The organism is Rhizobium sp. P40RR-XXII (assembly GCF_012641405.1).
GTDB lineage: Bacteria > Pseudomonadota > Alphaproteobacteria > Rhizobiales > Rhizobiaceae > Rhizobium.
Genome location: NZ_JABAII010000023.1, coordinates 36,221 through 58,982, shown reverse-complemented (window position 1 = coordinate 58,982; position 22,762 = coordinate 36,221). Strand labels below are relative to the sequence as shown.

Genomic DNA, 22,762 nt, shown 5'->3' with positions numbered 1-22,762 from the left:
AGGGCAATGCCAGGAGCGACATGTCACCGATCGTATCAGTCTTCAAAAATCCGCCGGACGGCGGGCGCGGTTTGCATCGCGATATCCGCGTGCGATGGGCACTTGAGGAGGTTGGGCAATCTTATCAATTGCGATTGCTGACGTTCTCCGAAATGCGGCGGCCTGAATATCGCGCGCTTCATCCCTTTGGACAAATGCCGACCTATGAGGACGGGGATCTGGTGCTGTTCGAGTCAGGTGCAATCGTTCATCACATCGCCCAGGAATATCCCGGCCTCCTTCCGTTGGATCGCAACGGCCGGTCGCGAGCGGCCATGTGGATGTTCGCGGCGCTGAACACAATTGAGCCTTCTGTCTCCTCCGGCAGCATCGGGTATTTGCAACAGCGGCTCCATGAACTGTCGGTGCTCCTTGGTGAAAAAGATTGGCTCGACGGTGCGTTCAGTGCCGGCGACCTCTTAATGGTGACGGTACTGCGGGGGCTGCGGGGGGCTGACGTGCTCGAGGAAAACCCAAATCTTCACCGCTACATCGAACGCGCGGAGGCGCGCCCGGCGTTTCAAAGAGCACTCATGGCGTCTTCAAACCTTTCGCGCTCGGCATGACGGCCAGAACCCGCATACGGCGCAAGTCTATCGCCTTTTTCCATCGACCATTTGGAGGAGCTATCCATGTCATCTGACATCAAGAGAATTTTTGTTATCGGTGCCACGGGAGCGCAAGGCATGTCTGTCGTGCGTGGGCTGGTTGCGGATGGGAGGTATAAAGTCTTTGCGCTCACGCGAGATGAGGCGTCGGAACGGGCGCAACAGCTACAGGCCTTGGGCAACGTAACCCTGCTTGAGGGGTCATTCGCGGACGAGGCGCTTCTTCGAGCCGCCTTTCGCACGTGCGATGGGGCATTTGTGAACATCGACGGGTTCAATACTGGTGAGAAGACAGAAACCTTCCTCGCAATGAGGACGTATGAGATCGCGGTCGAGGAGGGGATAAAGTACTTCGTCTACGGGAACCTGGACTATGTCCTGAAAAAGTCAGGATACGATTCCCGCTTCCGCACCGGCCACTATGATGGCAAGGGCCGCGTCGCCGAATGGATCCTGTCGCAAAACAGGTTCAATGCCGACAAAATGGGCGCCGCGATTTTTACCACCGGTCCCTACATGGAGATGGCGTTCTCGACCTTTACGCCAATGACACCGAGGATCGAGGATGGCGTGGTGACCTGGAGGGTGCCACTTGGGCAGGGAGCAGTCGTCCATGTCTCGCTGGAAGATTGCGCATATTACGTCCGTTGGCTTTTCGACAACCCTCAGCGGTCTGTCGGAATGGACCTTGAGGTTGCCATCGAGCATGTGCGATACGACGAACTCGCCGCCGCATTCGAGCGTGTGACGGGACATCCAGCACGCTATATCGACACCGACATTGATCAGTATTTTAGTGGGCCTCTCAAGAACGCGGCAGACCGGCCGGCCGGCTACAGCGCGGATCCCGCCGACAGAAGCACGATGAGTTTCCGGCAAAATTTCACCGGATTCTGGAACATGTGGAAGCACGATGTCGTCACGCGCGATTACCAACTGCTCGATGAAATCCATCCAAACAGGCTGAAATCTGCGGAGGAGTGGCTGAAGCGACATGAGGATCTCGCGCGTCTCAACAACACATTGTCCCTCTGGGAGAAGCTTCAGCCGGAAGCGCTGAAGGACAGCTTTTCGGTTCTCAAAAGCAGCGAAGACCGACAGCGAGGTCGCCTTGGCGGCCTCTGATCCACCTGCGATCCCTACAGGAAGAGGGTACATCGGATGAAAGAGGTGGAAAAAATTGACGAACGTGAGACCATAGATCTTATTCTTGACCAGGCCGAAGCGCTTATCCGCCGTATCGGGCGGAAGAAGACGAATGTCGAGGATATTGCCGAAAAGCTGGGTATGAGCCGCGCCAACGTCTATCGATTTTTCCCCACCAGGGCCGCGATTGATCGAGGCGTCTATGCACGGCAGGCTAATCAGTCCCTGTCAGCCGCGCTTGCGATCTCGGAAACGTTCAGTCTACCGTCTGCTAAGCTGGTGACCCTTCTTGAACACCTCCACAAGCGCGTGCGGGACGATGCCACGCACGCGCCAAACGTCCATGCGCTCTCCGTAGCCGCCCATCTGGAGGACTGGCCCGAAACGCGCCAGTATGTTCAGAGGTTAAGAGAAGCGGTTGAGCACATCCTTAGGGACGTACCAAATTCCTCTAGAATAGTGTTGGATCGAGCAGGCACTGCTCAGGCCGTCGTCGAAGCCATGATGTCATTCATCCATCCGGTCCTTGTCGAGCAGCGTTTGCAGGGTAATCAGAAAGCCGGTAGCGCACTGCGTTTGCAAACCGCGTTTGTGTTGCGCGCCCTAAGGATCGAACATTAGCCCATCCGGGAACGGCTAGGGAAATCCTCGTCTATGCTCATTATCAAACTGCAAGGCCGCAAGTGCATCCGCCTCGGACCCCGCCACAGCACGGCGCCGAGACAGGGGTTGCTCCTATGCTGGCGACTGAAAACCGCGCATGCAGCCGGCAAACTCACGTTCAGCCTCTCTCTCCTACGAGCCGCCTGTATTCTGTCCTGAGGATGGTCTTCCCGGTCGCCACTGTCATGCTCACGCTTGAGGACCAGGGCTTTGGGCCAGCGGGGCAATGTCTGTTTAATCGCTTGGCGAGTCGAGAGACAACTGGTCATCCGCAAATAGCATCTGCGGGGAGGCACTTGAATGACCATCCCCGCAGATTCGGCGCCTTGGGAGGCTAATTGACAACGGATTTCTGGCCCTCGCCGAGAGCGACCTCGACGATGTAGTGCCCGTTTTCCGTCGTTCGGCTTGGGTATATATTGGTCATCGCCGGCTCATGCGGAGTGAGGATGCGGCGAATATCGAAGCCCGCGGTCTTCATGATTTCGTGGGTAGCGAAGACAAGGTTGGTCTGGCTCCCGAAAGCGAGCCCAACCGGCACGTAGACCGGATCGTTGGGGTTACCGCCATGCATATTGTCGTGGCGGTATAGGAGGTCACCCGTATAGACGAATACGTCGTCGCTTTGCGCCTTCCCGTCGTTTCGGATGACGATGTACTGAGACGCTGCAGTATGTGTGTCACGAGCGACCCTAAGATCGATACCTGGGAACAGATTATCGACATCGCCGTCCAGGCCGCGCATTCGACCTTCTCGTGCAAGCTGAACAGCCTGCAGCATGTCGCCGGTGTCGGTCGCAGTCAGTAGCCAGCGAAAACGCCGATGGAGTGCCATGATCGAGACCCAAGAGACTAGTTCTTGCTGCTGGATATAGAATGTCGCTTTGGGGAAGAGCTCCAGCCCACCCATGTGATCGAAATGCGCGTGGGTCAGGATGACGTGGTCGATTTCTTCCGGCGTGCAACCGACTTCGGCCAGCACCTCGCGCGGGGGAAACCAGTTCTGGACGTTGAACCGCTCCACGAACTCTTTTCCATGCGATGCATTGTTGAGACCACAGTCAAGGAGAATAGTCTGGCCGTTGCCCCTTAGAAGCGTGTAGCAATAGGGAAGCTTCTCATTCCCCATGTTATGTCGACCATAAACCAGCGAACTCGTCGGTGCGTCAGGCACCCATGCGTATTCCAGCATCCAGATTGAATAGTCCGACAGCCTGGTGCATCTGGCTTCCCGGCGACGACATTTTCCGCTGTTGCTTCAGGTCCGACAACACCTGAGGACGTTCTGGCACCCTGCAACACGTTATGTGATCAATGTCGCACCCGGCCCGTCCCGGAGTGGAGACCCTCCAGCCGGGGCGTCCCTTTGCGAAGGGTGAGCGCTGAACGATGTCGGCGCTCAATCCAATCGTCGAGAATCCTCAACGAGCACGTTGCACTCTCTCTGAAGTCAGCGCGCTGTGACGGATAATGCAGCCGGAGTTCCTACTCAACTTGTATCCATCTGCCCCAGATCGTGTCTGGGCGATGCGCCAAATTTACGGGCGTATTCGCGGCTAAATTGGCTGGCGCTTTCATAACCGACGATGAACGCTGCCGCAGCGACGGTGTGGCTACCCTCGGATAAAATCCGCCTTGCCTCGATCATGCGCAGGTCTTTCTGGTATTGAAGCGGGGTTGCCCCAGTGATCGATTTGAAATGGGCGTGAAAGGATGACTGGCTCATCCCCACTGCGCTCGCAAGCTCTCCTAATGCCAACGGTTTTCGAAAGTTCGCGCGGATGATCTTGATCGCACCGGCAATCTTACTGGCATTGCCACCCGGAGAAAGGAGGTTGCGCAGCATCCCGCCGTGAGGAGCTACCAACATCCGAAAATGGACCTCCCGACGAATGAGTGGGATGAGCACGTCCGCTTCAACAGAGCTTCCCGACAACGAAAGATAGCGGCCCAACGCGTCTATAAGCGCCGGCTCGGCGGTGCTCATCTCCAGAGACCGTGCATTCTTGTTTTCCACTTCGCTGTCGCCCGCCTGTTCGGCAAGGCTGCGAATAATGCCCAGATCGATTGACACAAACACAGCGAGATAGGGGGCGAGAAGCGAGGCATGGCGGATTCGGGTTGCGACCGGCAATTCATGGCTGACCAACAGCAGATCCCCCGGTGTGAAAGACACGGACTGGGCGCCAGCGGAAACCTCTGCCGATCCCTGCAGAACCAGACCAAGCACCGGGTTGTAAATGGACGCCTCGACCTGGCTGGGATGTGTCTTGCGCACAACCACCAGGCCGGGGAGATCACTGTTTTCGCTGTCATTCACGAGCGAGGCGCAGCGCCAGGTTTCATTTGCCAAAATGGCGAGGCGCTCCGCCAACGGGACAAGGTCCTCGATTTTCATCTTCCACTCCGATCGCCACCGAAACTCTAACAGGACGAAAGACCTAATTCACACAAAATTCGATAAGTTTGGAAGATCAGGCAAATCTTTCGAAAAATGAGGCAAGCGATCTGCAGCGCTCGCAACTAGCTTCCTGACATGATTAAACGACGCCCGTGCCACAAATGACGGGCGATCAAGCAGGAGACATCACATGAGCGACGTTCAACAGGCACTGCAGCTTGGCGATAATATCGAGCTGCCGACGGTCGGCTTTGGCACCTTCCTCATCAAGCCGGACGAAGCGGATGGCGCTGTGGAGTCAGCCATCATCGCCGGATATCGCCATATCGACACGGCAGAAGGCTACCACAACGAGGCGGGTGTCGGCGAGGGTGTCAAGGCCGGCATGGCGGCGACGGGCATCTCCCGCGCGGATCTTTTCGTAACGACCAAGGTCTGGCCGGGGAATGCGGCCTGGGGCGATCCGCCGAAGACCTATGACGGCACGATCGCCGCGTTCGAAGCCAGCCTTGCAGCTTTGGGCCACGACTATATCGATCTTTATCTGATTCACGCTCCCTCCGGAGGCGACGAGCGGCTCAATCAATGGAAGGCTCTGGTCGACCTGAAGGCCCAGGGCAAGGTTCGCGCCATCGGCGTCAGCAACTACCTCGAAACCCATCTCGAAGAGATCAGGGCGGCAGACTTGCCCTTGCCGGACGCCGACCAGATCGAACTGCATCCCTGGTCGCAAAAGCCGGCACTTGTCTCCTATCTTGCTAAAAACGGCATCGCGACGATCGCTTACAGCTCGCTCGTCCCACTTTCGACCTGGCGCGAAGGGCAGGATAGCTCCAAGACCGACCAGATGAAGGCCGACAGCGCCGACGAAGCCTCGCCGTTCAAGGCCATGGCGAAGAAATATGGCGTTAGCGAAGCGCAAGTGCTGCTGAGGTGGGGTGTGCAGAAGGGTTATGCCGTTCTGCCCAAGAGCCTCAACGCGGATCGGCTGCGTCAGAATCTCGATCTCTTCGGATTTGCCATCGATGACGCGGACATGGCGCTGATCGCGACCATGGATCGGGGCGACGGTGTCGCATGGCCTGGTGTCGATCCCACCAAGCTGGGGTGATCTGCGCCTTAACCGTCAACAATGAGCACCGCCGCGGGTTTCCGGGGTGGGCCATCCATCACCCGCTGCAGCAGGAAAGTCCGAGAACGAACCGCCTGCGGAAGCCACGCTGTGACCGATGAACGGAGGCGCAATGCAATATTTTTCAGTCGTGGACACTTCTCCGGTGTCCGAAGGAACGACGGCGCCGACGCGATCGCGAACACGTTCGAGCTGGCGAAGGCCGCGGAGGCCTCCGGATATCACTGCTTCTGGATTGCCGAACATCACAATATGTCGGCAGTCGCGACGGCGGCAACCGCGGTCCTCATCGGTCAAGTCGCGGCGCGAACCAGCACCATTCGTGTCGGCGCCGGTGGCATCATGCTTCCGAACCATGCTCCGCTAGTCGTTGCCGAACAGTTCGGCACGCTTACGACCATCTGCACTGATCGCATCGACCTGGGCTTCGGACGCGCGTCTGGTTCGGATGTCGCGACGGCGCGCGCTTCGTCGCCACATGACAACGGACGGCAATTTTCCGCAGGATGTGCAGGAACTGATCGGCTATTTCGCCGATGCCGGGGAGAGGCGGTCCGTCCGCGCGATAACCGCGGAAGGCACCCATGTGCCGGTCTGGATTCTCGGATCGAGCCTCTATGGCGCACAACTCGCAGCCCATCTCGGATTGCCTTACAGCTTCGCGTCGCACTTCCACCCGCGTTGCTCGACCAGGCGATTCACACCTATCGCAGTCAGTTCCGCCCTTCCAAACAGCTGCGAAAGCCGCATCTGATGCTGGCGACGAATGTGTGGGAGCCGAAACGGACGAGGAAGCCGCTCACCTGCGGTCGTCGCACCTGCTGTACTTTTCGCGGGCCCTGATGGGTCAGTTAGCGGAAATCCCGTCACCCGAACGGAACGCAGATGCAACTATTCCCGCCGCGGTGAAGGCAAAGGTCGAGGACATGCTGTCGTTCTCGGCGATCGGATCTCCTCAAACAGTCGAAAAACGACTTCGCGAGATCGTCAACATTGCATCAACCCGACGAATTGATCGTTGCCGGCATCATTCACGATCACGAAGCGCGCGTGCGCTCATTCGAGATTATACGCCTGACAATTGCAGCAAATGGCAGAAGATGGAAAACGGTCACTCCCGTCGCTTCTCAAACCTGATGTCTGGATCGACATGGCTTCGGCCAATGTCTCGGCGCCATTTAGGGGGGAGCGTGCGAAAACCCATCGAGGCTCGCAGCGACGGTATTCGCGCTGCATCGAGAAGCCGAATATACGTCAGCAGTCGTGACCTAACATCCCGATCTCGCCAACCCGTTGCAATCGGGCGAGATCCATATACATCCAGACATGACATCGCCTAATCAAGATATTTCTCCAGTGCTACAACAGCGTCCAGGGATTTCAGCGGGCAGGTGTTAGCGGGCATTCATAAAGTGTGAGTTGAAGCGGGTGAAAGTTCTTCGCCCGCTTCGTTGATCTTACTCGGCGAGTTCGCGCATGACCTTGATAAGGTCGGATTTGCCCTCGAAGCCGATGCCCGGGAGCTCCGGCATGGTGATGTGTCCGTCGATGACCGTTACGCCATCCGGGAAGCCGCCATAGGGTTGGAACAGGTCCGGATAGCTTTCATTGCCTCCGAGACCGAGCCCTGCCGCAATGTTGAGGGACATCTGGTGGCCGCCATGCGGAATGCAGCGTGATGGTGACCAGCCGAATTGGCGCAGGACATCGAGAGTCCGAAGGTATTCCACGAGGCCGTAGGACAAGGCGCAGTCAAACTGCAGATAGTCGCGATCGGCTCGCATACCGCCGTAGCGGAGCAGGTTGCGGGCATCTTGGTGGGAGAAAAGGTTCTCGCCGGTTGCCATAGGGGCGTCGTAGAACTCGGAAATCGCCGCCTGCAGAGCGTAGTCTAGCGGATCGCCGATTTCCTCGTACCAGAAGAGGGGGTAGTCCCGCAGCATCTTGGCATAAGCGATGCCGGTCTCAAGATCGAAACGGCCGTTGGCATCCACTGCTAGTCGTGCCTGCGACCCGATTTCTTCGAGGACAGCTTCGATACGACCACGATCTTCATCGATTGACGCCCCGCCGATTTTCATTTTCACGACATTGTAGCCACGGTCGAGATAGCTGCGCATCTCTTTGCGAAGCGCACTGTTGTCCTTACCCGGATAATAGTAACCGCCAGCCGCATAGACGAAGACCTTCGGATTGGCCGCACGTCCCTTCATGTCGGCCAGCATGCGAAAGAGCGGCTTGCCCTCGATCTTGGCAGCCGCATCCCAGATCGCCATGTCGAGGGTGCCGACGGCGACCGACCGCTCACCATGCCCGCCAGGCTTCTCGTTCATCATCATCGTCGCCCAGATTTTGTGCGGATCGAGATTGGTGCCCGCGTCGTTCATCAGGCTTTCCGGGGAGGCTTCGAGGATGCGGTCCTTGAAGCGCTCACGGATCAAGCCGCCCTGGCCATAACGACCGTTCGAGTTGAAGCCGTAGCCGACAACACGGCGACCGTCCCGGACGACGTCGGTGACGACGGCAACCAGGCTGGCCGTCATTTTGCTGAAGTCGATGTAGGCGTTACGGATGGGCGAAGCGATTGGCTTCGTAACTTCGCAAACATCAAGGATACGCATAGCATTCTCCGTTCGGTACTTGTTCGATTTGTTTGTTATCAGGGCGCCAGTTCGGCGGGTGATGCGGTGATGCTTCGGGGACGTTCGCCACGCTGCTCGGCGATGACAGTGGCGACCGTCTCCTGGTCGAGAGCGCCTTCCCATTTTGCGATTGCGATGGTGGCGATGCCGTTGCCGATCAGGTTTACAACGGCGCGGGCCTCGTTCATGAAACGGTCGACGCCAAGCAGCAGGACGAGACCGGCGACCGGAATGGCATGGAAGCTGGAGAGAGTTGCCGCGAGGGTGACGAAACCCGCTCCCGCGACGCCTGCCGACCCCTTCGAGGTCAGCAGCAGAACGCCCAGGATGACAAGCTGGCCTTCGATCCCGAGCGGCGTGTTGGTCGCCTGGGCGACGAAGACGGCGGCCATCGTCAGGTAGATGCTGGTGCCGTCGGCGTTGAATGTGTATCCGGTCGGCAGCACCAGTCCGACGACGGATTTCTTGCAGCCGAGCTTCTCCAGCTTCGCCATCATGCGCGGCAGTACGGCTTCCGTCGAACAGGTCGCAAGAACGATCAAGATTTCGTCCTTGAAGTACCGGAAGAAATGCAGCAACGGAAACCCCGACCAACGGGCGATCGATCCGAGGACAACGATCACGAACAGCGCCGACGTCAGGTAGACGCCCAACATCAGGTGCCCGAGAGCCCAGAGCGAGCCGACGCCGTATTTCCCGATCGTATAGGCTACGCCTGCACCGGCGCCGATCGGCGCCAGGCGCATGATCATGCCGACGATCCGGAACAGAGCCTGGAGAAGAGAGTCGAAGACGTCGATGACGGGATTGGCTTTCTTGCCGAGCTGGACAAGTGCGCAGCCCATCAGCACGGCGATCAGGATGACCTGAAGGATCGCGCCCTTGGCAAATGCATCGACCATCGTCGTTGGGATCACGTTCATGAAGAACTCGATGACGCCGCCCTGTTGCTGGGCGGTCTGCTGGTAAGTTGAGATCGTGCTGGCGTCGATCTTGCTAGCGTCGATGTTCATGCCGACGCCGGGCTGCATGATGTTGACGACGATCAGCCCGATGACGAGCGCGATCGTCGAAACGACCTCGAAGTAAATCAGAGACCGTGCGCCGATCTTTCCGACCTCCTTGATGTCGCCCATCTTGGCGATGCCGAGGACGACAGTGCCGAAGATGACCGGCGCAAGCAGCATCTTGATCAGTTTGATGAAGCCGTCGGCCAAAGGCTGCAATTTCGTGGCGATATCGGGGGTAAAAAGCCCGAGGATGATACCGACCCCGATGCCGATCAACACCTGTATGTAAAGCTGACTCAACAGACGTCTAGCCATTGGTCTATCCTCCCTGTTTAGATGCGTTCCTCCGCACAAGGTCATGTCATAAGGATAAGGGAGGCTCCTCGTCCAATGCCGATACGGGCTCTATTGGTGCCGTTTTGGCATGGCGAAAACTGAACATTGCTCGCGGGCGCCAGCATTCATCTTGATTTCGTGGGGGAACTGGATGTATCTCGGTGCGGTGGCGGCATGGCTCACCGAGGTATGATAGGATGGAGACTGTTTGGCTGGCCGACCTTCAGGCTCTGGCCGAAACACTGAATTTTTCCCGTGCGGCCGAAAATCGCAACGTCACGCAGCCAGCGTTTGGCCGTCGTATTCGAGCCCTGGAAGAATGGTGCGGGTTGGAATTGGTAGATCGATCCACGCACCGCCTGAAGCTGACGGCAGCGGGAGAAATCGTGCTGGATGCGGCCAACGATGTTGCCAACCGACTGGAACGGGTGAGGCAAGACCTGGATCGTACACGGGCGGATTCTTCGACAGTGACCTTCGCCGCGACCCACGCGCTGTCATTCGTGTTCTTCCCAGGCTGGATACAAGGCCTCGGGCATGTCACCTCGACCATGCCTGTTCGACTGTTGTCCGACAATATGAACGAATGCGAGAAGATCATGCTGGAGGGGCGTGCCCAGTTTCTCCTGTGCCATTACCACGAGAACAGCAAAATTCGCCTGGACGCGGCGGACTTCAAACATGTCGAGCTGTCGACAGATCGGCTGATTCCCGTCTGCGGCAAGGATGGGAAAGGTGGTGCGCTTCATCATCTGCCCGGTACGCAGGAGGCTCCGGTTGCCGAGATTGCATTCGAGGAGAAGTCCGGCATGGGGCGTATCCTTGCCTCGAACCTGTCGTCCAGACTCGGCGAGCTTCATCTCAAAACTGTCTTTACGTCCCATCTTGCGATGGTGCTAAAAGCGTTGGCAGTCGATGGGAAGGGAGTGGCCTGGATACCCGAAAGCCTTGCTGCGGACGAACTGGGGCCAAAAGGCCGGCTGACGAAGGCTGCGTCGGATGAATGGGCCGTTAGCGTGAAGATCGTTCTTATCCGCCCTCGAAAGCGGATGACCGCTATTGCGGAGGCGTTTTGGGAGCTCGTTTAGAAATAAACTGATCGTGATGCTGGGCCTTCTCACTGCGTCCGGGGCAGATCATGACCAATCTTGGGCCGTCATCGATCCGGAAAATGGTTTCAAAACGCCACAACAGGGCGCGGCCACAAGCGTTTGGGCCGCGTCGAGCTCGCTGTTGGACGGTTGGGTGGACTCTATTGCGAGGATTGTGACCACAGATCTGGCAGTTGTGTCGCAACGCGACCTTCTCCACCTCACGCGCCATATCAACGATCAACCACGCAAATGTCTCGGATACAGGACACCGACCGAGGTGTTTATGGCGCATTTGCAAGAGGATAGGTGATCCCCTATCCGGCTAAACAGGCATGATGCACTTGGGTTAGCTTCTCCATCCGGAACACTATAGGTGTTGCCGCCAACGCTGACCATACCCTCTCGGGACACCCGGCGCTCCAGCTTCAGAACGGGTTTGAACGGTGCCAGTTGTGTATCGATCTAAATAGTGCGTTTGCGCGCCATTAGGTATGATGGTTCGCGACAATTTGCGCGGAAGTATTGGCCAGGAAGTTCCGACTTATTTTCGCCTATTTGCGCTTTGTCTGCAGTGCCGCAAATTGACTGATGGATTCAAAAACGCTGCGCGGAATTTTAAGCTCCGTCGTGGGGGAAGGCGGGAAAGGAATTCCGGTGACACCGGGAATGAAGACGCCGTGATCGTGAAGACGAACGGTTTGAGCGTGGGCGCGCCGAATGCGCTCGTCTCCGAGACCCGGCATGATCGCAATTAGGCTCAGACCGACAGCGGGGGACGCATTGCCCGATCTGAAGTCAGGAGTGTCCAGCGACCAAGGCCCTCCGGATAGTCCCGCGGAGAGCATCTCCACGAACAATGCGACGTTTCCTCCCTTGCGGCCGCCGAATGGCAGCAACGCCCCAGTTAGTGCCTTCTTGGGGTCTTGTGTCGACTCACCGTTTTGGTCGACAGCCCAGCCCTCCGGGATTGGCTGGCCCTGTTCGGCCGCTTGAACAATGTTGACGAAGGCCGTTGCGCTGGAAGCTTGGTCGATGATCAACGGCGACGTCTGATCTCCGAGCGGAAAACCGAATGCCATTGGGTTCGTGCTGTAGACGGCTGCACCGCCGGGCGTGGCTGCCACCATTGCGTTCGCGTTTGTTGCCGCAAGCCCGATAAGACCTTCCCCGGCCAGCCTTCGAACGTAGTATCCGAGCTCTCCTGCGGTGTAGCTGTTGGTCTGCGTAAACACCGCGACGCCTAAGCTGCGGGTGGTTTCAACCAGCTCCGCAAAGGCAAGGTCGAAGCCGAGCTGGGCAATCCCGCCGTCGGCATCCGAAACCATGAATGCGGGGAGACTCTGTTCGAGGCTTGGTTGAGGGTCGCCCTTGATCCGGCCTTCGGCGAAGCCATTGAGGTAATCGACGAAATGCGGAAATCCCAGTGTCGCGGGACCAAAAGCCGCGGCAGACAATGTGGCGTCTACGAGAGAGCGAGCGCTTGGACGGTTGGCGCCGGCAGCCAGGCACGCGCGCATTGCGAGCTCTTCGGCCTCCGGCTTGCCGAGCACGACCTCTTCTGCCATATCAAATCTCCAATCCTGTCTTTCGACCTTCGTAAAATGCGTAGGGAGCTTGGCGCGGCGCGGAGCAATCACCGATCTGCCGAATGGTGACACCCAAAGCCGACAGACCCGGCATCAGCCAATCCGCGGGAAGATTTGTCGTCGCCATGACCAGCGTATCCGCCTCGATAAAGCGATGTTCCCCGGTGTTGTGATCCACGAGCGTTGCGCCGTTCCCATCCCACTCGACCACGCTCGATTCGACGATCCACTGGACGCCGAGTTTGCGTAGCGCCTGCCGCATAGGAACGTCGGCTGCCGTTCGCTGAAGCTCTTTGCCGACAAAGGGATCCGGGGTGACGATGGTGACCCGATGACCTTCTTCGGCTAGCTTCCATGCCGTGCCGCACCCCCGCCAGCCGCCGCCTTCGTCGAGAAGAAGCACGTGTTTTCCGGGTCTGATTTGTTTTGCCATCACGCCTTCTACGGTAAAGGCGCCGCCCTTCTCGATACCGGGCAAGGCCTCTACGGTCGGCAGCGCCTTCTGGAAGCCGGTTTCCGGCGAATAGGATCCGGTAGCCACAACGACCACATCTAGCTCGGCCGCATTGATCTCCTCTGGCTCCACGTAGGTGTTAAGCCGGACTTCGACGCGGAGGCTTTCGAGCTGGCGCTCGTACCAAGCCAGGAGATCAAGTATCTGCGCCCTTCGCGGCTGAAGCCCCGCCAGCAGGAAGTTGCCGCCCAGACGGCTTGATGCTTCGGCGAGTACGACTTTATGGCCTCGCTCTGCGGCCACTCTGGCCGCCTCCAGCCCAGCCGGGCCTCCGCCGATGACAAGAACCCTTTTGGGGGCGTCCGTTTTTGTGAAGCGATCACCGTTCCATTCGGACTCGCGGCCGGCGGAGGGATTGATCAGACAGCTTATCCAGTAGTCACGTGATCGGCGGCCCCAGCACATCTGGTTGCACGAAATGCAGCCACGAATGTCTTCGGAGCGGCCTTCTCCCGCTTTCCGTGCCAAATGAGGATCGGCGATCTGCCCGCGCACAATCGAAACAAGGTCGCAGGCGCCCTCTCCAAGCACCGTCTCTGCATTCTCAGGTGTTCGGATGTGGCTTTCTGCGGTGACGACGGCTTTCTTCACCACCTTTTTCAGAGTCGATGCCAGATCGGCCCCAAGCTTTTCAGGATAGATGAAGGTCGGCATCAGCTTGTAGAAGTCGAGATAGCCACCCGAACCGCAGGTGACGTAGTCTATCAGACCGAGCTCGTCATGGAGTTTGATGATCTCGGCAAGCTCCTCGCGCGAGAGGGCAGCCTTGACGTCAGGCTCGTCGCTGACGGCGATGCCGATAATGAAGTTAGCTCCGCAGGTCTCACGGATTCTGGAGAGTATTTCCCGAGACATCCGTGTGCGATTTTCCAGCGACCCTCCCCATTGGTCGTCCCGGCGGTTGCTCCAGGGCGTCCAGAACTGATCGATCATCCCGAGATAGGCCGCCCAGACCTCCACTCCATTAAAGCCCGCCTCGCGACATCGCCGTGCAGCCTGAACGAAGCCATCGATGGTTTCCCATATCTCCTTTTCAGTCATCGGATGTGAGCCGTCGCTATCGTGATAGCTCGGCAAGCCGGAAGGCGACCAATGAGGATGGAAGGAGTTATCGGAGTCGCCATGCGCGCCGACGTGATAGAGCTGCTGGATGGCAACGGCGCCGTTATCTTTGATCGCCCGGACGACCTTTGCGAAATGCGGTATGACGGCGTCGTCCGAATGGCGGAAGTTGTGATGCGTCAGGACCGCGGACGCATGCACTGGCATCGGCTCGACGACAATCATGGCAGCGCCGCCGATCGCCCGTTCGGCATAATAAGCCGCATGGCGTTCGGTCGGCAAACCCTCCAAGGCAAGGTTTGATGTGTGCGCACCGAAGACAATTCGGTTTCGAAGGGTGTGGGACCCGATCTTTAGAGGCGTGAACAGGCGAGGAAACTTGCTTGACATGGTGTTTGCTGCCGAGGTGAGTATCGATAATTACGATGCGCTGTGCGCTGCGATGCCCTTTCGGACATGCCGAATGCCCGCCCAGATCGCGAAGACTGCCAGGGGAACGGTAAAGAGGAGGCCCGCCTTTGCCAGATGGACATCGAAGCCAAGTTCGCCGGCGGCCTCCAGGCACACCTTTGTCAGGCTGATGGCGTAGTAGGTGATCGCGATGACCGAGAAGCCCTCGACGGCTTGCTGTATGTGAACTTGCACGCGCGCACGCTCTTCCATCGAACTGAGGAGTGAGGCGTTTTGGTCTTCAAGCTGTACCTGAACGGTGGTCCTAAGGAGGTCACCTGCAAGGCTGACACGCTCGCCCACTTCGGAAAGGCGCCGCTCCGTTGCGTGCACGAAGCGAACAGCGGGCTGAAAGCGTCGGTCGATAAAAGTACAGATGCGCTGTCTTTCTTCCACTCGTTCTTCGCGCAGCTCAATCATTCTGCTTGCGACAATTTCGGCGTAGGCCTTTGTGGCTCCGAAGCGCTGTTTTGCCTTTGCCGTCAGCTTCAAGACGTCGGAAGATAGTTTCGTCACTTCCGACAGGAGCGTCTTGTCTACCTTTACTTCCCTCTGCATGTGCTCGATCAGAACGGTGAGACGCCTGTCAAAATCCGAAAGTCGCTTGACCGTCTCGCGCGCCACCGGCATGCCGAGCAGCGCCATCATCCGGTAGGTTTCAATTTCCAGCAGCCGCCTCACCATGCGACCGGTGCGGTAGGCATTGAGGTTGCGGTTATAGACGCGAAATTCGACGAATCCGCCCTCATCGAGACGAAAGCTCGAATAGACTTCCGCGTCGCCGCCCCCCACTTTCGATGCGACATAGTCGACCCCGGGTTTTGGGCGCGGTGCCTCCTTTTCGTCCCGCACTAGGACGCGCACGGCAGCGATCACCTTGCCTTCTACGAAGCGAACGCAGTCGTAAAACGACTTCGGCATTGCGGTCGGCAGGTCGATCGATGCCGGCGAGACGTAGGTCAACGTCACAAACTCGGTATTCGCCTCCCATTTCAGCCGGCCGTCGCCACATTTTCCTATGCCGTGGCTTCCCTGAGCCGTGACTGCAACATCATCGAGTTCCAGCAGTTCCGATGGGATATGCGGAGCTGCATTCTCCGAAACGATGGCGACGTGCCAAACGTCGGTGTCGCCATCGAAGTAGAGTGAAGGTCTTGCGTGGAGCTCCTGATGGAGTTCCCTGCGCGATGGATGTTCGGCGCCGAGGGGCATATTGGGGAGCTCCTCTCTTGCGGTGTTAAAGTGCCGCCGCTAACGAACTCGGGTTTCGGTCCGAGGCATCTTTTGAATTGACCATCGCGCCCGCAAGTTGACGGAAGGTGACGAGTCCCAAAATTTCTCCTGACGGCGAAATCACTCGAGCATCACCTTCCGGTGCAGATGCCAGCATCCGGACGGCCTCTTCAACCGTCGTTCCCGCCACAATTGCCAGCCCAACCAGCGTCGCACCAGAGTGCAGCGGCGTCATGACGGCTTCGACATGGATGACCCTGCCGCGATTGACCTCCTTGACGAAGTTGGCGATATAGGGTGGCGTCGCCTTAACCGGCTGGTTTGAATCGACTTGATAATCGGGCTGTCATGACCGAAGCCCCACATGCCCACTTCAGACGCCACCGGTTTCCTGCTGAGATCATTGCCCATGCGGTGTGGCTGTATTATCGGTTCCCGCTGAGCCTGCGCGACGTCGAAGATCTGTTGGCTGAGCGCGGCATCACCGTCACGTTTCAGACCGTCGCGGAATGGGCGGCGAAATTCGGCTTAAAGTTCGCTCATCAGCTCCGGCGCCGCTCACGAGGCCACTTTGCCGACAAGTGGCAGCTCGATGAGATGGTGGTGACGATCAAGGGAAAGAAATACTGGCTGTGGCGCGCCGTCGATGCAAACGGTTATGTCCTCGATACCCTGCTGCAAAGCAGAAGGAACAAGGCAGCAGCGTTGCGTCTGATGCGCAAGCTGCTCAAGAACCAGGGTACCACCCCGCGGGTGCTGGTGACTGACAAGCTGCGTTCGTATTCCGCCGCGAAGGCCGAGTTGATGCCGGGCGTAGAGCATCGATCGCACAAGGGATTGAACAACCGTGCCGAAAATTCTCATCTGGCTGTGCGCCGAAGAGAGCGGCGAATGATGTGCTTTAAGTCAGCGCGACAATGTCAACGTTTCGTCTCGGTCCATGGTCAGGTCGCCAACCTCTTTCAGCTTCATCGGAAACATCTCTCTGCCACCGATCATCGCCAACTCCGCACCATCGCCATCGCCACCTGGCGTGAAATCGCATTGTCGGTTGACGCCTGAAAAGCCGACAGCACCACCCTTCAGATCCTGGCTTCCATTAAGGCGACGCCACCCTCTGGTGCACCGGAAACACATATCTCCCTCAATAGCCATTATGCCGCTTTAGCCACGATATCTCCGTTCTCATGGACACGCATCGGCGCGCAGGGAGTTCAACGGATGGGCGCGCCGTTTTGATCACGCAGCGCCGCCGTCTGGCTCTTCCACCGCATCAACGAAAAGAGCCGAACCAATCCACGATGTTGTTCTGCTCGCCGAGCACCTTGGCGTCGCCATAGAGACCGGAGAGGAACGTGCCGCGGTGGCTTGCGTTTTCGACCGGAACACCGGTGGCAAATTTGCCGCCGGCCGAGAGGGCGCGGGCGACCATGACAGGGTGAACCGCCTCGTCGGCCAGCCCGTGGTAGAAGCGGATGGGGGCGTCGTAATTCCAGTAGGATGAGCGATTGGCGGCCAAGTGGCGCAGGAAGGCGCTGTTGCGATCATCCGTCGCATGATCGAAGAATCCTGGCACCAGCAAGTTCGATCCCGTCGGGAACGGCGCCTTCTGGTCGAAATTGTTGTCATACGTCTTCCAGTAGTGAGCTGCCAGCTCCTGGAATTCAGGGCGCACGGCACTGCGAAGCAATCCGGTAAGGCCATATTGAAGCTCGTAGCTCCCCAGCGCGACGATCATACACAGTGAAATCCAGCCGGGCATGGCGGGATAAGAGGTCATACCCTCGGGCAGTGGGAACGTTTCCCTGCCGGCCCAAAAGCTCCATGCCTCGTTGAGATCGTTGAACGGGCTGGCGACAGCCGTAGCCGCGACGGACTGGCCCTCGGCGCGCAAAGCCTGATGTAGCCACTGCGTGTTGAGTGCGCCCTGGGACCAGCCATGCAGGAACAGTCGCGAGGGGACGAGCCCCAGCGAGCGCATGGCCGCACGTCCGGCGGCAAGCACATCAAGGCAGGTCTGGATGCTTACACCCTTGACGGCGTACCCTTCTCCACGCCCCTTGCGAAAGGGCCCCTTGCCCACATAGTCGGCGGCGACGACGGCAAAGCCCCGCCCGGCGAGGCGCTGAACGTTGAACAGCGTCTCAAGCGAGTCATCCGCGTCGCTCATCTCGTATGCTGGATCGGCAAGGCGGGTTAGGTTCGACGGCACCTGATCGAACGACAGGATCGTGCCGTGCTGCCACGAAACCAGCGGCACTTCGCCCTTGGCACCCACCGGCACGGCGAGAAGACCGCTGATCTTGAGGCGTTCTCTCGTCTCGGGCACCACCGTTTCGGTGACCAGGCGGTGCAGCGCGACATCGGAGCGCGCGCCGTGCTTCTGCGGATCGAAGTCGGGCAAAACCACAGGCTTGTTGAATAAGGGATAGGCTTTGGCGACTTGGGAATCGAGACGCGACGCGCTCACGCGGCATGAACGATCGATGATGCCTTGCCGTCCCCTGGCTCGGCTCGCCGCGAGCACCGGAGACGTACCGGCGTACAACACCGTCGCCCCGGCGCCGATCAGCAGCGCGCGACGGTACATATCGATATCACTATCCGGAGCTCGCGATCGCGACATGCGCGTCAATGGAGAGGCGGCGTTCAAGCGAGATACCATGGTCGCATCCTTTAAATTGCACATGAATGATAGGCCTTGCCTCTGCAGAAGCGGCCGCAGCAAGGCTATTCACTCGCACCAACTTGCGCCATGACTTCGATCAAGTAGAGCAAGAGTGTCGTGCCCCGTTGATCCGCTCCCAAACGTTGGACTACGAGACTAAAGTTTTCCGGCCTGTTTCAGGAAGGTGGGCTGGTTGCGCCTCCCGAATTTACCAACGAGATCGGCATCTTGTTGTCGATCGCGCCATGAGGTCTTTCCCATTTTTCACAGATCAAAGTTGGTCTGACGCCCCCAGGCACCAGGCCGGCTTGAGGAACTTGGGTCATACATGCGGTGCATGGCGCTCATTTCTGGGAAGCGAATGGTAATTTCCAGCCGTTCTCCTGATGCGCGCGAAACCGATTTTGCCCAGATGCATGCCCGCGACCAGCAGCCGTTCTGCACTGGCGAAGCGTTGGTGCACGGATTCGAAGCATCGCGGATCCCGATCTTTGATGAGGTGGGCTACGCTACCTTTGACGAGCGGCGAACGGATTTTGGACGTGCACAGCCAAGCATGCGGTTGAGGCTGGCGCAGCCCAACCAACAAGCGCTTCCGGCGTCAGCCGTCGGGTCAGGCTGCTGCGTTCGCGTAGCCCCGCCTCATATTCAGGCCAGTTCGTCACCTTGAATTTCATCTTGCCTATACGATGGCGGCGGGAAGAATTGTGCTTGAAAGGCATGGCTGCGGCAACCGGCTATTGAGATTACAGCCCGCCTAAACCGCGATCGTTAAATGATCCGTGCACCAACGCCGTGGGTGGCGTCGCCTTAACCGGCTGGTTTGAATCGACTTGATAATCGGGCTGTCATGACCGAAGCCCCACATGCCCACTTCAGACGCCACCGGTTTCCTGCTGAGATCATTGCCCATGCGGTGTGGCTCTATTATCGGTTCCCGTTGAGCCTGCGCGACGTCGAAGATCTGTTGGCTGAGCGCGGCATCACCGTCACGTTTCAGACCGTCGCGGAATGGGCGGCGAAATTCGGCTTGAAGTTCGCTCATCAGCTCCGGCGCCGCTCACGAGGCCACTTTGCCGACAAGTGGCAGCTCGATGAGATGGTGGTGACGATCAAGGGAAAGAAATACTGGCTGTGGCGCGCCGTCGATGCAAACGGTTATGTCCTCGATGCCCTGCTGCAAAGCAGAAGGAACAAGGCAGTAGCGCTGCGTCTGATGCGCAGGCTGCTCAAGAACCAGGGTACCACCCCGCGGGTGCTGGTGACTGACAAGCTGCGTTCGTATTCCGCCGCGAAGGCCGAGTTGATGCCGGGCGTAGAGCATCGATCGCACAAGGGATTGAACAACCGTGCCGAAAATTCTCATCTGCCGCTACGGCGCCGAGAGCGGCGAATGATGTGCTTTAAGTCAGCGCGACAATGTCAACGTTTCGTCTCGGTCCATGGTCAGGTCGCCAACCTCTTTCAGCTTCATCGGAAACATCTCTCTGCCACCGATCATCGCCAACTCCGCACCATCGCCATCGCCACCTGGCGTGAAATCGCATTGTCGGTTGACGCCTGAAAAGCCGACAGCACCACCCTTCAGATCCTGGCTTCCATTAAGGCGACGCCACCAACCTGTATCCGGCATCAAGCTCTCTGGTTTTAAGGGGGAGCTTGTGAGGCGCAATGGCAGCCATTTCGACCGATCAGTGATCCCGCTGTGTGTGCGTTGGTATCTGGCCTATAATCTTAGCCGGTGGCGTCGCCTTAACGGATTTTGCTGATCGAGGTGATATTCGACCAGCATGCCGAAGAATGGTTTACCCATTACCACCGCCATCGTTTTCCAGCCGAGATTATCGCCCATGCCATGTGGCTTTTATTATCAATTTGCGCTGAGCCTTCGCGATGTCGAAGACCTGCTTGCCGAACGCGGGATTCGAGTGTCGTTTCAGACGGTGTCGGGATGCGTGGCGAAATTTGGCCTCAAGATCGCTTATCAACTCCGGCGGCGATCAGGCGGCAACTTTGCCGACAAATGGCATCTTGATGAACTTGTCGTATCGATCAAGGGCAGGAAATACTGGCTGTGGCGTGCCGTCGATGCCGAAGGCTTTATTCTCGATGCGCTTTTGCAAAGCCGTAGGAACACGAGCGCTGCGCTGCGGCTGATGCGCAACCTGCACAAAGTCAGGGAGCCATACCGAGGGTGATGGTCACCGACAAACTGCGTTCCTATGCCGCCGCGAAAGCCGAGGTGATGCCCGGCGTTGAGCATCGATCGCACAAGGGGTTGAACAATCGTGCCGAAAATTCTCATCTTCCGCTGCGGCGACGAGAGAGGCGGATGATGCGCTTCAAATCGGCGCGGCAATGTCAACGTTTCGTCTCGGTTCACGGCCAGGTCGCCAACCTCTTTCATCTCCATCGGAAACATCTCACTGCCGCAGATCACCGCCAACTCCGCGCCAGCGCCGTCAACACCGGGCGTGAAATCGCATTGTCGACCGTGCTCTGACATTCGCGGCGAGTGCTTGCCGCGGTTAAAATCCGTTAAGGCGACGCCACCGGTCGGCCGCCCTGCTGGATGTCAAAAGAGCTTGTAGGCAGCCCTCAGTGCAGGCTCCTCGTCGCACGCCGTGTGCTGCCGGATCAGGTGCATCTTGATGAAGACTTCTGATCCTCGCGACCTATCCGACGCGGCTGTCGATCCATGCGCGCGTCTCATCAAGAACCTCGTCGGATAATTCAGGGTCATCGACTGCTCTGGCGAGGATAACAGCACCGACCATCGCCGCCCAACTTCCGATCGCTGCGCGGCGCGTGTCGGCTGAATCCTGCTTCGGGAGGGCCTTCTCAATTCGGGCGAGCTGTTCGCGCAGACCTTCGGTCATGGCGGCTTTCGCTGCAGGCGTCTGGTGACGAACTGCTGCGGCGAGACCTGCAGTCGGACAGCCAGTGGACGCGTTATCACGGTGACGAGGCGCAAGATAGGAGCGGACGAAACCGCTGAAGTCGCCATCTCCGACGCTGTCTCCAGCAAGAGCGTACGCAAGTGTCTGCGCCACGAGATCGTCCTTTGAGCTGAAGTGTCCGTAGAAAGCGCCATGGGTCAAGCCGACTGCTTTCATGACTTCTGCAACGCTGACCGCTTCAAACCCCTTATCCTTAAACAACCGGCTGGCGACGTCCAGGATCCGGCGACGGTTTTCCGCCATCTGTTCTCGGCTGACCTTCATTTCCAAAATTCTCCGCGACGGCCGTTGACATTTACATGATGGCCATCATATTTAGGTATAATCATGATGATTGTCATGAATATAGGATCAATAATAGAAAAGAGCAATCCAATGGTTCAAATACCTGCAGTCCTGATCACCGGCGCCTCCACGGGCATTGGAGCAACCTATGCCGAGCGGTTCGCTCGACGCGGACACGACCTCGTGCTGGTCGCCCGAGACGCGGTGCGTATGGAGGCGCTCGCGACCCGTCTGCGCCAAGAGACAGGCGTGACGATCGACATCCTTCCGGCCGATCTCACCAAGGCTGAGGATCTTGCCAAGGTCGAGACCAGGCTGCGTGACGACGCGCGTATCGGCATTCTCGTCAACAATGCCGGAACCGCGATCGGCGGAACTTTCGTCGAGCAAAGCGTTGACGACATGACCCGGCTCGTGGCGCTCAACGCGACCGCGCTCGTCCGGCTTTCGAGCGCCATTGCTCCGCGTCTTGCGAAGGTAGGAGAGGGGGCAATCGTTAATATCGGTTCGGTCGTTGGCCTCGCGCCGGAATTCGGCATGACGGTCTATGGCGCGACCAAGGCTTTCGTGCTGTTCCTGTCGCAGGGGCTTGCTCTCGAACTTGGACCGAAGGGCGTCTACGTCCAGGCAGTGCTTCCCGCCACGACCCGGACCGAGATCTGGGATCACGTCGGTGCCGACGTCAACGCCCTGAGCAACGTCATGGAAGTGGGCGATCTCGTGGATGCGGCCCTGGTCGGGTTTGATCGCCGCGAGCCGGTCACTATCCCGCCCCTTCCCGACGCCGGCCAGTGGGAGGCATTCGATCTTGCCCGGAAGACCATGATGGCCAACTTCGGCAATGCACTGCCTGGCGAACGTTACCGTAACCCTGCCTGAAGAGCATCAACCCATCCCGATAAGGCCGCTTCTGCGGCAACAGTACAGGTAAAT

18 protein-coding genes and 6 pseudogenes are annotated in these 22,762 nt (G+C 58.4%); 12 read left to right on the top strand and 12 right to left on the bottom strand.

Translation table 11 applies throughout. The annotated features are described in order from the left end of the window. Positions 1-20: 20 nt before the first annotated feature. From HGP16_RS29775 to HGP16_RS29765, 3 genes are all read left to right on the top strand, one after another. Positions 21-605, top strand: coding sequence for a glutathione S-transferase family protein (locus HGP16_RS29775; RefSeq protein WP_168843553.1), 585 nt, complete (start codon positions 21-23; stop codon positions 603-605). Between the two features lie 66 nt (positions 606-671). After that, positions 672-1,772, top strand: a complete 1,101-nt coding sequence (locus HGP16_RS29770) for an NmrA/HSCARG family protein (RefSeq protein ID WP_168843552.1) — start codon at positions 672-674, stop codon at positions 1,770-1,772. Positions 1,773-1,808: 36 nt separating this feature from the next. Beyond that, positions 1,809-2,414, top strand: a complete 606-nt coding sequence (locus HGP16_RS29765; protein WP_168843551.1) for a TetR/AcrR family transcriptional regulator — start codon at positions 1,809-1,811, stop codon at positions 2,412-2,414. A 376-nt stretch (positions 2,415-2,790) separates the two neighbouring features. Here HGP16_RS29765 and HGP16_RS29760 read toward each other — a convergent pair whose 3' ends face one another. Together HGP16_RS29760 and HGP16_RS29755 are read right to left on the bottom strand one after the other, a co-directional pair. Further along, the gene (locus HGP16_RS29760; protein ID WP_246705635.1) at positions 2,791-3,585 is read right to left on the bottom strand and encodes an MBL fold metallo-hydrolase; all 795 of its coding nucleotides are present in this window, start codon (positions 3,583-3,585) and stop codon (positions 2,791-2,793) included. A gap of 360 nt (positions 3,586-3,945) precedes the next feature. After that, on the bottom strand, positions 3,946-4,854 hold the full coding sequence (locus HGP16_RS29755) for an AraC family transcriptional regulator (protein ID WP_168843549.1): 909 nt from the start codon (positions 4,852-4,854) through the stop codon (positions 3,946-3,948). A gap of 193 nt (positions 4,855-5,047) precedes the next feature. Between HGP16_RS29755 and HGP16_RS29750 the strand changes: the two genes are divergently transcribed. The 3 genes and pseudogenes from HGP16_RS29750 (at position 5,048) to HGP16_RS34825 (ending at position 6,743) form a co-directional block, all read left to right on the top strand. Then, positions 5,048-5,968, top strand: a complete 921-nt coding sequence (locus HGP16_RS29750) for an aldo/keto reductase (protein WP_168843548.1) — start codon at positions 5,048-5,050, stop codon at positions 5,966-5,968. Positions 5,969-5,989: 21 nt separating this feature from the next. Next, positions 5,990-6,430: pseudogene (locus tag HGP16_RS34830) on the top strand (LLM class flavin-dependent oxidoreductase); the annotation flags it as partial. 37 nt (positions 6,431-6,467) lie between these two features. Next, positions 6,468-6,743 (top strand): hypothetical protein, encoded by a 276-nt coding sequence (locus HGP16_RS34825; protein ID WP_409526870.1) that lies wholly within the window; start codon positions 6,468-6,470, stop codon positions 6,741-6,743. A 703-nt stretch (positions 6,744-7,446) separates the two neighbouring features. Here the strand turns inward: HGP16_RS34825 and HGP16_RS29740 are convergent. Together HGP16_RS29740 and dctA are read right to left on the bottom strand one after the other, a co-directional pair. Continuing rightward, positions 7,447-8,610 carry a mandelate racemase/muconate lactonizing enzyme family protein gene (locus HGP16_RS29740; protein ID WP_168843547.1) on the bottom strand — a complete coding sequence of 388 codons (1,164 nt, stop codon included), beginning with the start codon at positions 8,608-8,610 and terminating at the stop codon, positions 7,447-7,449. Between the two features lie 38 nt (positions 8,611-8,648). Beyond that, positions 8,649-9,956, bottom strand: coding sequence for a C4-dicarboxylate transporter DctA (gene dctA / locus HGP16_RS29735; RefSeq protein WP_168843546.1), 1,308 nt, complete (start codon positions 9,954-9,956; stop codon positions 8,649-8,651). A 218-nt stretch (positions 9,957-10,174) separates the two neighbouring features. Between dctA and HGP16_RS29730 the strand changes: the two genes are divergently transcribed. Both HGP16_RS29730 and HGP16_RS29720 read left to right on the top strand, forming a co-directional pair. Then, the gene (locus HGP16_RS29730) at positions 10,175-11,065 is read left to right on the top strand and encodes a LysR family transcriptional regulator (RefSeq protein ID WP_168843545.1); all 891 of its coding nucleotides are present in this window, start codon (positions 10,175-10,177) and stop codon (positions 11,063-11,065) included. Positions 11,066-11,246: 181 nt separating this feature from the next. Then, positions 11,247-11,381 (top strand): annotated as a pseudogene (locus HGP16_RS29720) (IS30 family transposase); the annotation flags it as partial. A 47-nt stretch (positions 11,382-11,428) separates the two neighbouring features. On the opposite strand, the pseudogene HGP16_RS34820 reads toward HGP16_RS29720, so the two are convergent. From HGP16_RS34820 to HGP16_RS29700, 5 genes and pseudogenes are all read right to left on the bottom strand, one after another. Next, positions 11,429-11,515: pseudogene (locus HGP16_RS34820) on the bottom strand (Mu transposase domain-containing protein); the annotation flags it as partial. Between the two features lie 107 nt (positions 11,516-11,622). Further along, positions 11,623-12,636 carry an Ldh family oxidoreductase gene (locus tag HGP16_RS29715; protein ID WP_168843596.1) on the bottom strand — a complete coding sequence of 338 codons (1,014 nt, stop codon included), beginning with the start codon at positions 12,634-12,636 and terminating at the stop codon, positions 11,623-11,625. A gap of 1 nt (position 12,637) precedes the next feature. Then, positions 12,638-14,623 (bottom strand): FAD-dependent oxidoreductase, encoded by a 1,986-nt coding sequence (locus HGP16_RS29710; RefSeq protein WP_168843544.1) that lies wholly within the window; start codon positions 14,621-14,623, stop codon positions 12,638-12,640. 30 nt (positions 14,624-14,653) lie between these two features. Next, positions 14,654-15,895 (bottom strand): DUF3422 domain-containing protein, encoded by a 1,242-nt coding sequence (locus HGP16_RS29705; protein WP_168843543.1) that lies wholly within the window; start codon positions 15,893-15,895, stop codon positions 14,654-14,656. Between the two features lie 25 nt (positions 15,896-15,920). After that, positions 15,921-16,211 (bottom strand): annotated as a pseudogene (locus HGP16_RS29700) (proline/glycine betaine ABC transporter ATP-binding protein); the annotation flags it as partial. 53 nt (positions 16,212-16,264) lie between these two features. Between HGP16_RS29700 and HGP16_RS29695 the strand changes: the two are divergent. Beyond that, complete coding sequence (locus HGP16_RS29695; protein ID WP_168843542.1) at positions 16,265-16,978, top strand: IS6 family transposase; 714 nt, start codon at positions 16,265-16,267, stop codon at positions 16,976-16,978. 211 nt (positions 16,979-17,189) lie between these two features. Here HGP16_RS29695 and HGP16_RS29690 read toward each other — a convergent pair whose 3' ends face one another. Together HGP16_RS29690 and HGP16_RS29685 are read right to left on the bottom strand one after the other, a co-directional pair. Beyond that, positions 17,190-18,581, bottom strand: a complete 1,392-nt coding sequence (locus HGP16_RS29690; protein ID WP_168843541.1) for a S9 family peptidase — start codon at positions 18,579-18,581, stop codon at positions 17,190-17,192. A 572-nt stretch (positions 18,582-19,153) separates the two neighbouring features. Continuing rightward, positions 19,154-19,306, bottom strand: a pseudogene (locus tag HGP16_RS29685) (IS5/IS1182 family transposase); the annotation flags it as partial. A gap of 128 nt (positions 19,307-19,434) precedes the next feature. Between HGP16_RS29685 and HGP16_RS29680 the strand changes: the two are divergent. Further along, positions 19,435-20,148, top strand: a complete 714-nt coding sequence (locus tag HGP16_RS29680; RefSeq protein WP_168843540.1) for an IS6 family transposase — start codon at positions 19,435-19,437, stop codon at positions 20,146-20,148. 291 nt (positions 20,149-20,439) lie between these two features. After that, a pseudogene (locus tag HGP16_RS29675) lies at positions 20,440-21,087 on the top strand (IS6 family transposase). Positions 21,088-21,259: 172 nt separating this feature from the next. On the opposite strand, the gene HGP16_RS29670 reads toward HGP16_RS29675, so the two are convergent. Further along, positions 21,260-21,808, bottom strand: coding sequence for a TetR/AcrR family transcriptional regulator (locus tag HGP16_RS29670; RefSeq protein ID WP_168843539.1), 549 nt, complete (start codon positions 21,806-21,808; stop codon positions 21,260-21,262). A gap of 111 nt (positions 21,809-21,919) precedes the next feature. On the opposite strand from HGP16_RS29670, the gene HGP16_RS29665 reads away from it, so the two are divergent. Further along, complete coding sequence (locus HGP16_RS29665; RefSeq protein ID WP_205927588.1) at positions 21,920-22,708, top strand: SDR family oxidoreductase; 789 nt, start codon at positions 21,920-21,922, stop codon at positions 22,706-22,708. The last annotated feature ends 54 nt before the right edge of the window (positions 22,709-22,762 follow it).

Excerpts from the sequence above, each read along its gene's own strand:
- HGP16_RS29775 (WP_168843553.1), top strand. The coding sequence starts at position 21 with ATGTCACCGATCGTATCAGTCTTCAAAAATCCGCCGGACGGCGGGCGC.
- HGP16_RS29770 (WP_168843552.1), top strand. The coding sequence starts at position 672 with ATGTCATCTGACATCAAGAGAATTTTTGTTATCGGTGCCACGGGAGCG.
- HGP16_RS29765 (WP_168843551.1), top strand. The coding sequence starts at position 1,809 with ATGAAAGAGGTGGAAAAAATTGACGAACGTGAGACCATAGATCTTATT.
- HGP16_RS29760 (WP_246705635.1), bottom strand. The coding sequence starts at position 3,585 with ATGGGGAATGAGAAGCTTCCCTATTGCTACACGCTTCTAAGGGGCAAC.
- HGP16_RS29755 (WP_168843549.1), bottom strand. The coding sequence starts at position 4,854 with ATGAAAATCGAGGACCTTGTCCCGTTGGCGGAGCGCCTCGCCATTTTG.
- HGP16_RS29750 (WP_168843548.1), top strand. The coding sequence starts at position 5,048 with ATGAGCGACGTTCAACAGGCACTGCAGCTTGGCGATAATATCGAGCTG.
- HGP16_RS34825 (WP_409526870.1), top strand. The coding sequence starts at position 6,468 with ATGACAACGGACGGCAATTTTCCGCAGGATGTGCAGGAACTGATCGGC.
- HGP16_RS29740 (WP_168843547.1), bottom strand. The coding sequence starts at position 8,610 with ATGCGTATCCTTGATGTTTGCGAAGTTACGAAGCCAATCGCTTCGCCC.
- dctA (WP_168843546.1), bottom strand. The coding sequence starts at position 9,956 with ATGGCTAGACGTCTGTTGAGTCAGCTTTACATACAGGTGTTGATCGGC.
- HGP16_RS29730 (WP_168843545.1), top strand. The coding sequence starts at position 10,175 with ATGGAGACTGTTTGGCTGGCCGACCTTCAGGCTCTGGCCGAAACACTG.
- HGP16_RS29715 (WP_168843596.1), bottom strand. The coding sequence starts at position 12,636 with ATGGCAGAAGAGGTCGTGCTCGGCAAGCCGGAGGCCGAAGAGCTCGCA.
- HGP16_RS29710 (WP_168843544.1), bottom strand. The coding sequence starts at position 14,623 with ATGTCAAGCAAGTTTCCTCGCCTGTTCACGCCTCTAAAGATCGGGTCC.
- HGP16_RS29705 (WP_168843543.1), bottom strand. The coding sequence starts at position 15,895 with ATGCCCCTCGGCGCCGAACATCCATCGCGCAGGGAACTCCATCAGGAG.
- HGP16_RS29695 (WP_168843542.1), top strand. The coding sequence starts at position 16,265 with ATGACCGAAGCCCCACATGCCCACTTCAGACGCCACCGGTTTCCTGCT.
- HGP16_RS29690 (WP_168843541.1), bottom strand. The coding sequence starts at position 18,581 with ATGGTATCTCGCTTGAACGCCGCCTCTCCATTGACGCGCATGTCGCGA.
- HGP16_RS29680 (WP_168843540.1), top strand. The coding sequence starts at position 19,435 with ATGACCGAAGCCCCACATGCCCACTTCAGACGCCACCGGTTTCCTGCT.
- HGP16_RS29670 (WP_168843539.1), bottom strand. The coding sequence starts at position 21,808 with ATGAAGGTCAGCCGAGAACAGATGGCGGAAAACCGTCGCCGGATCCTG.
- HGP16_RS29665 (WP_205927588.1), top strand. The coding sequence starts at position 21,920 with ATGGTTCAAATACCTGCAGTCCTGATCACCGGCGCCTCCACGGGCATT.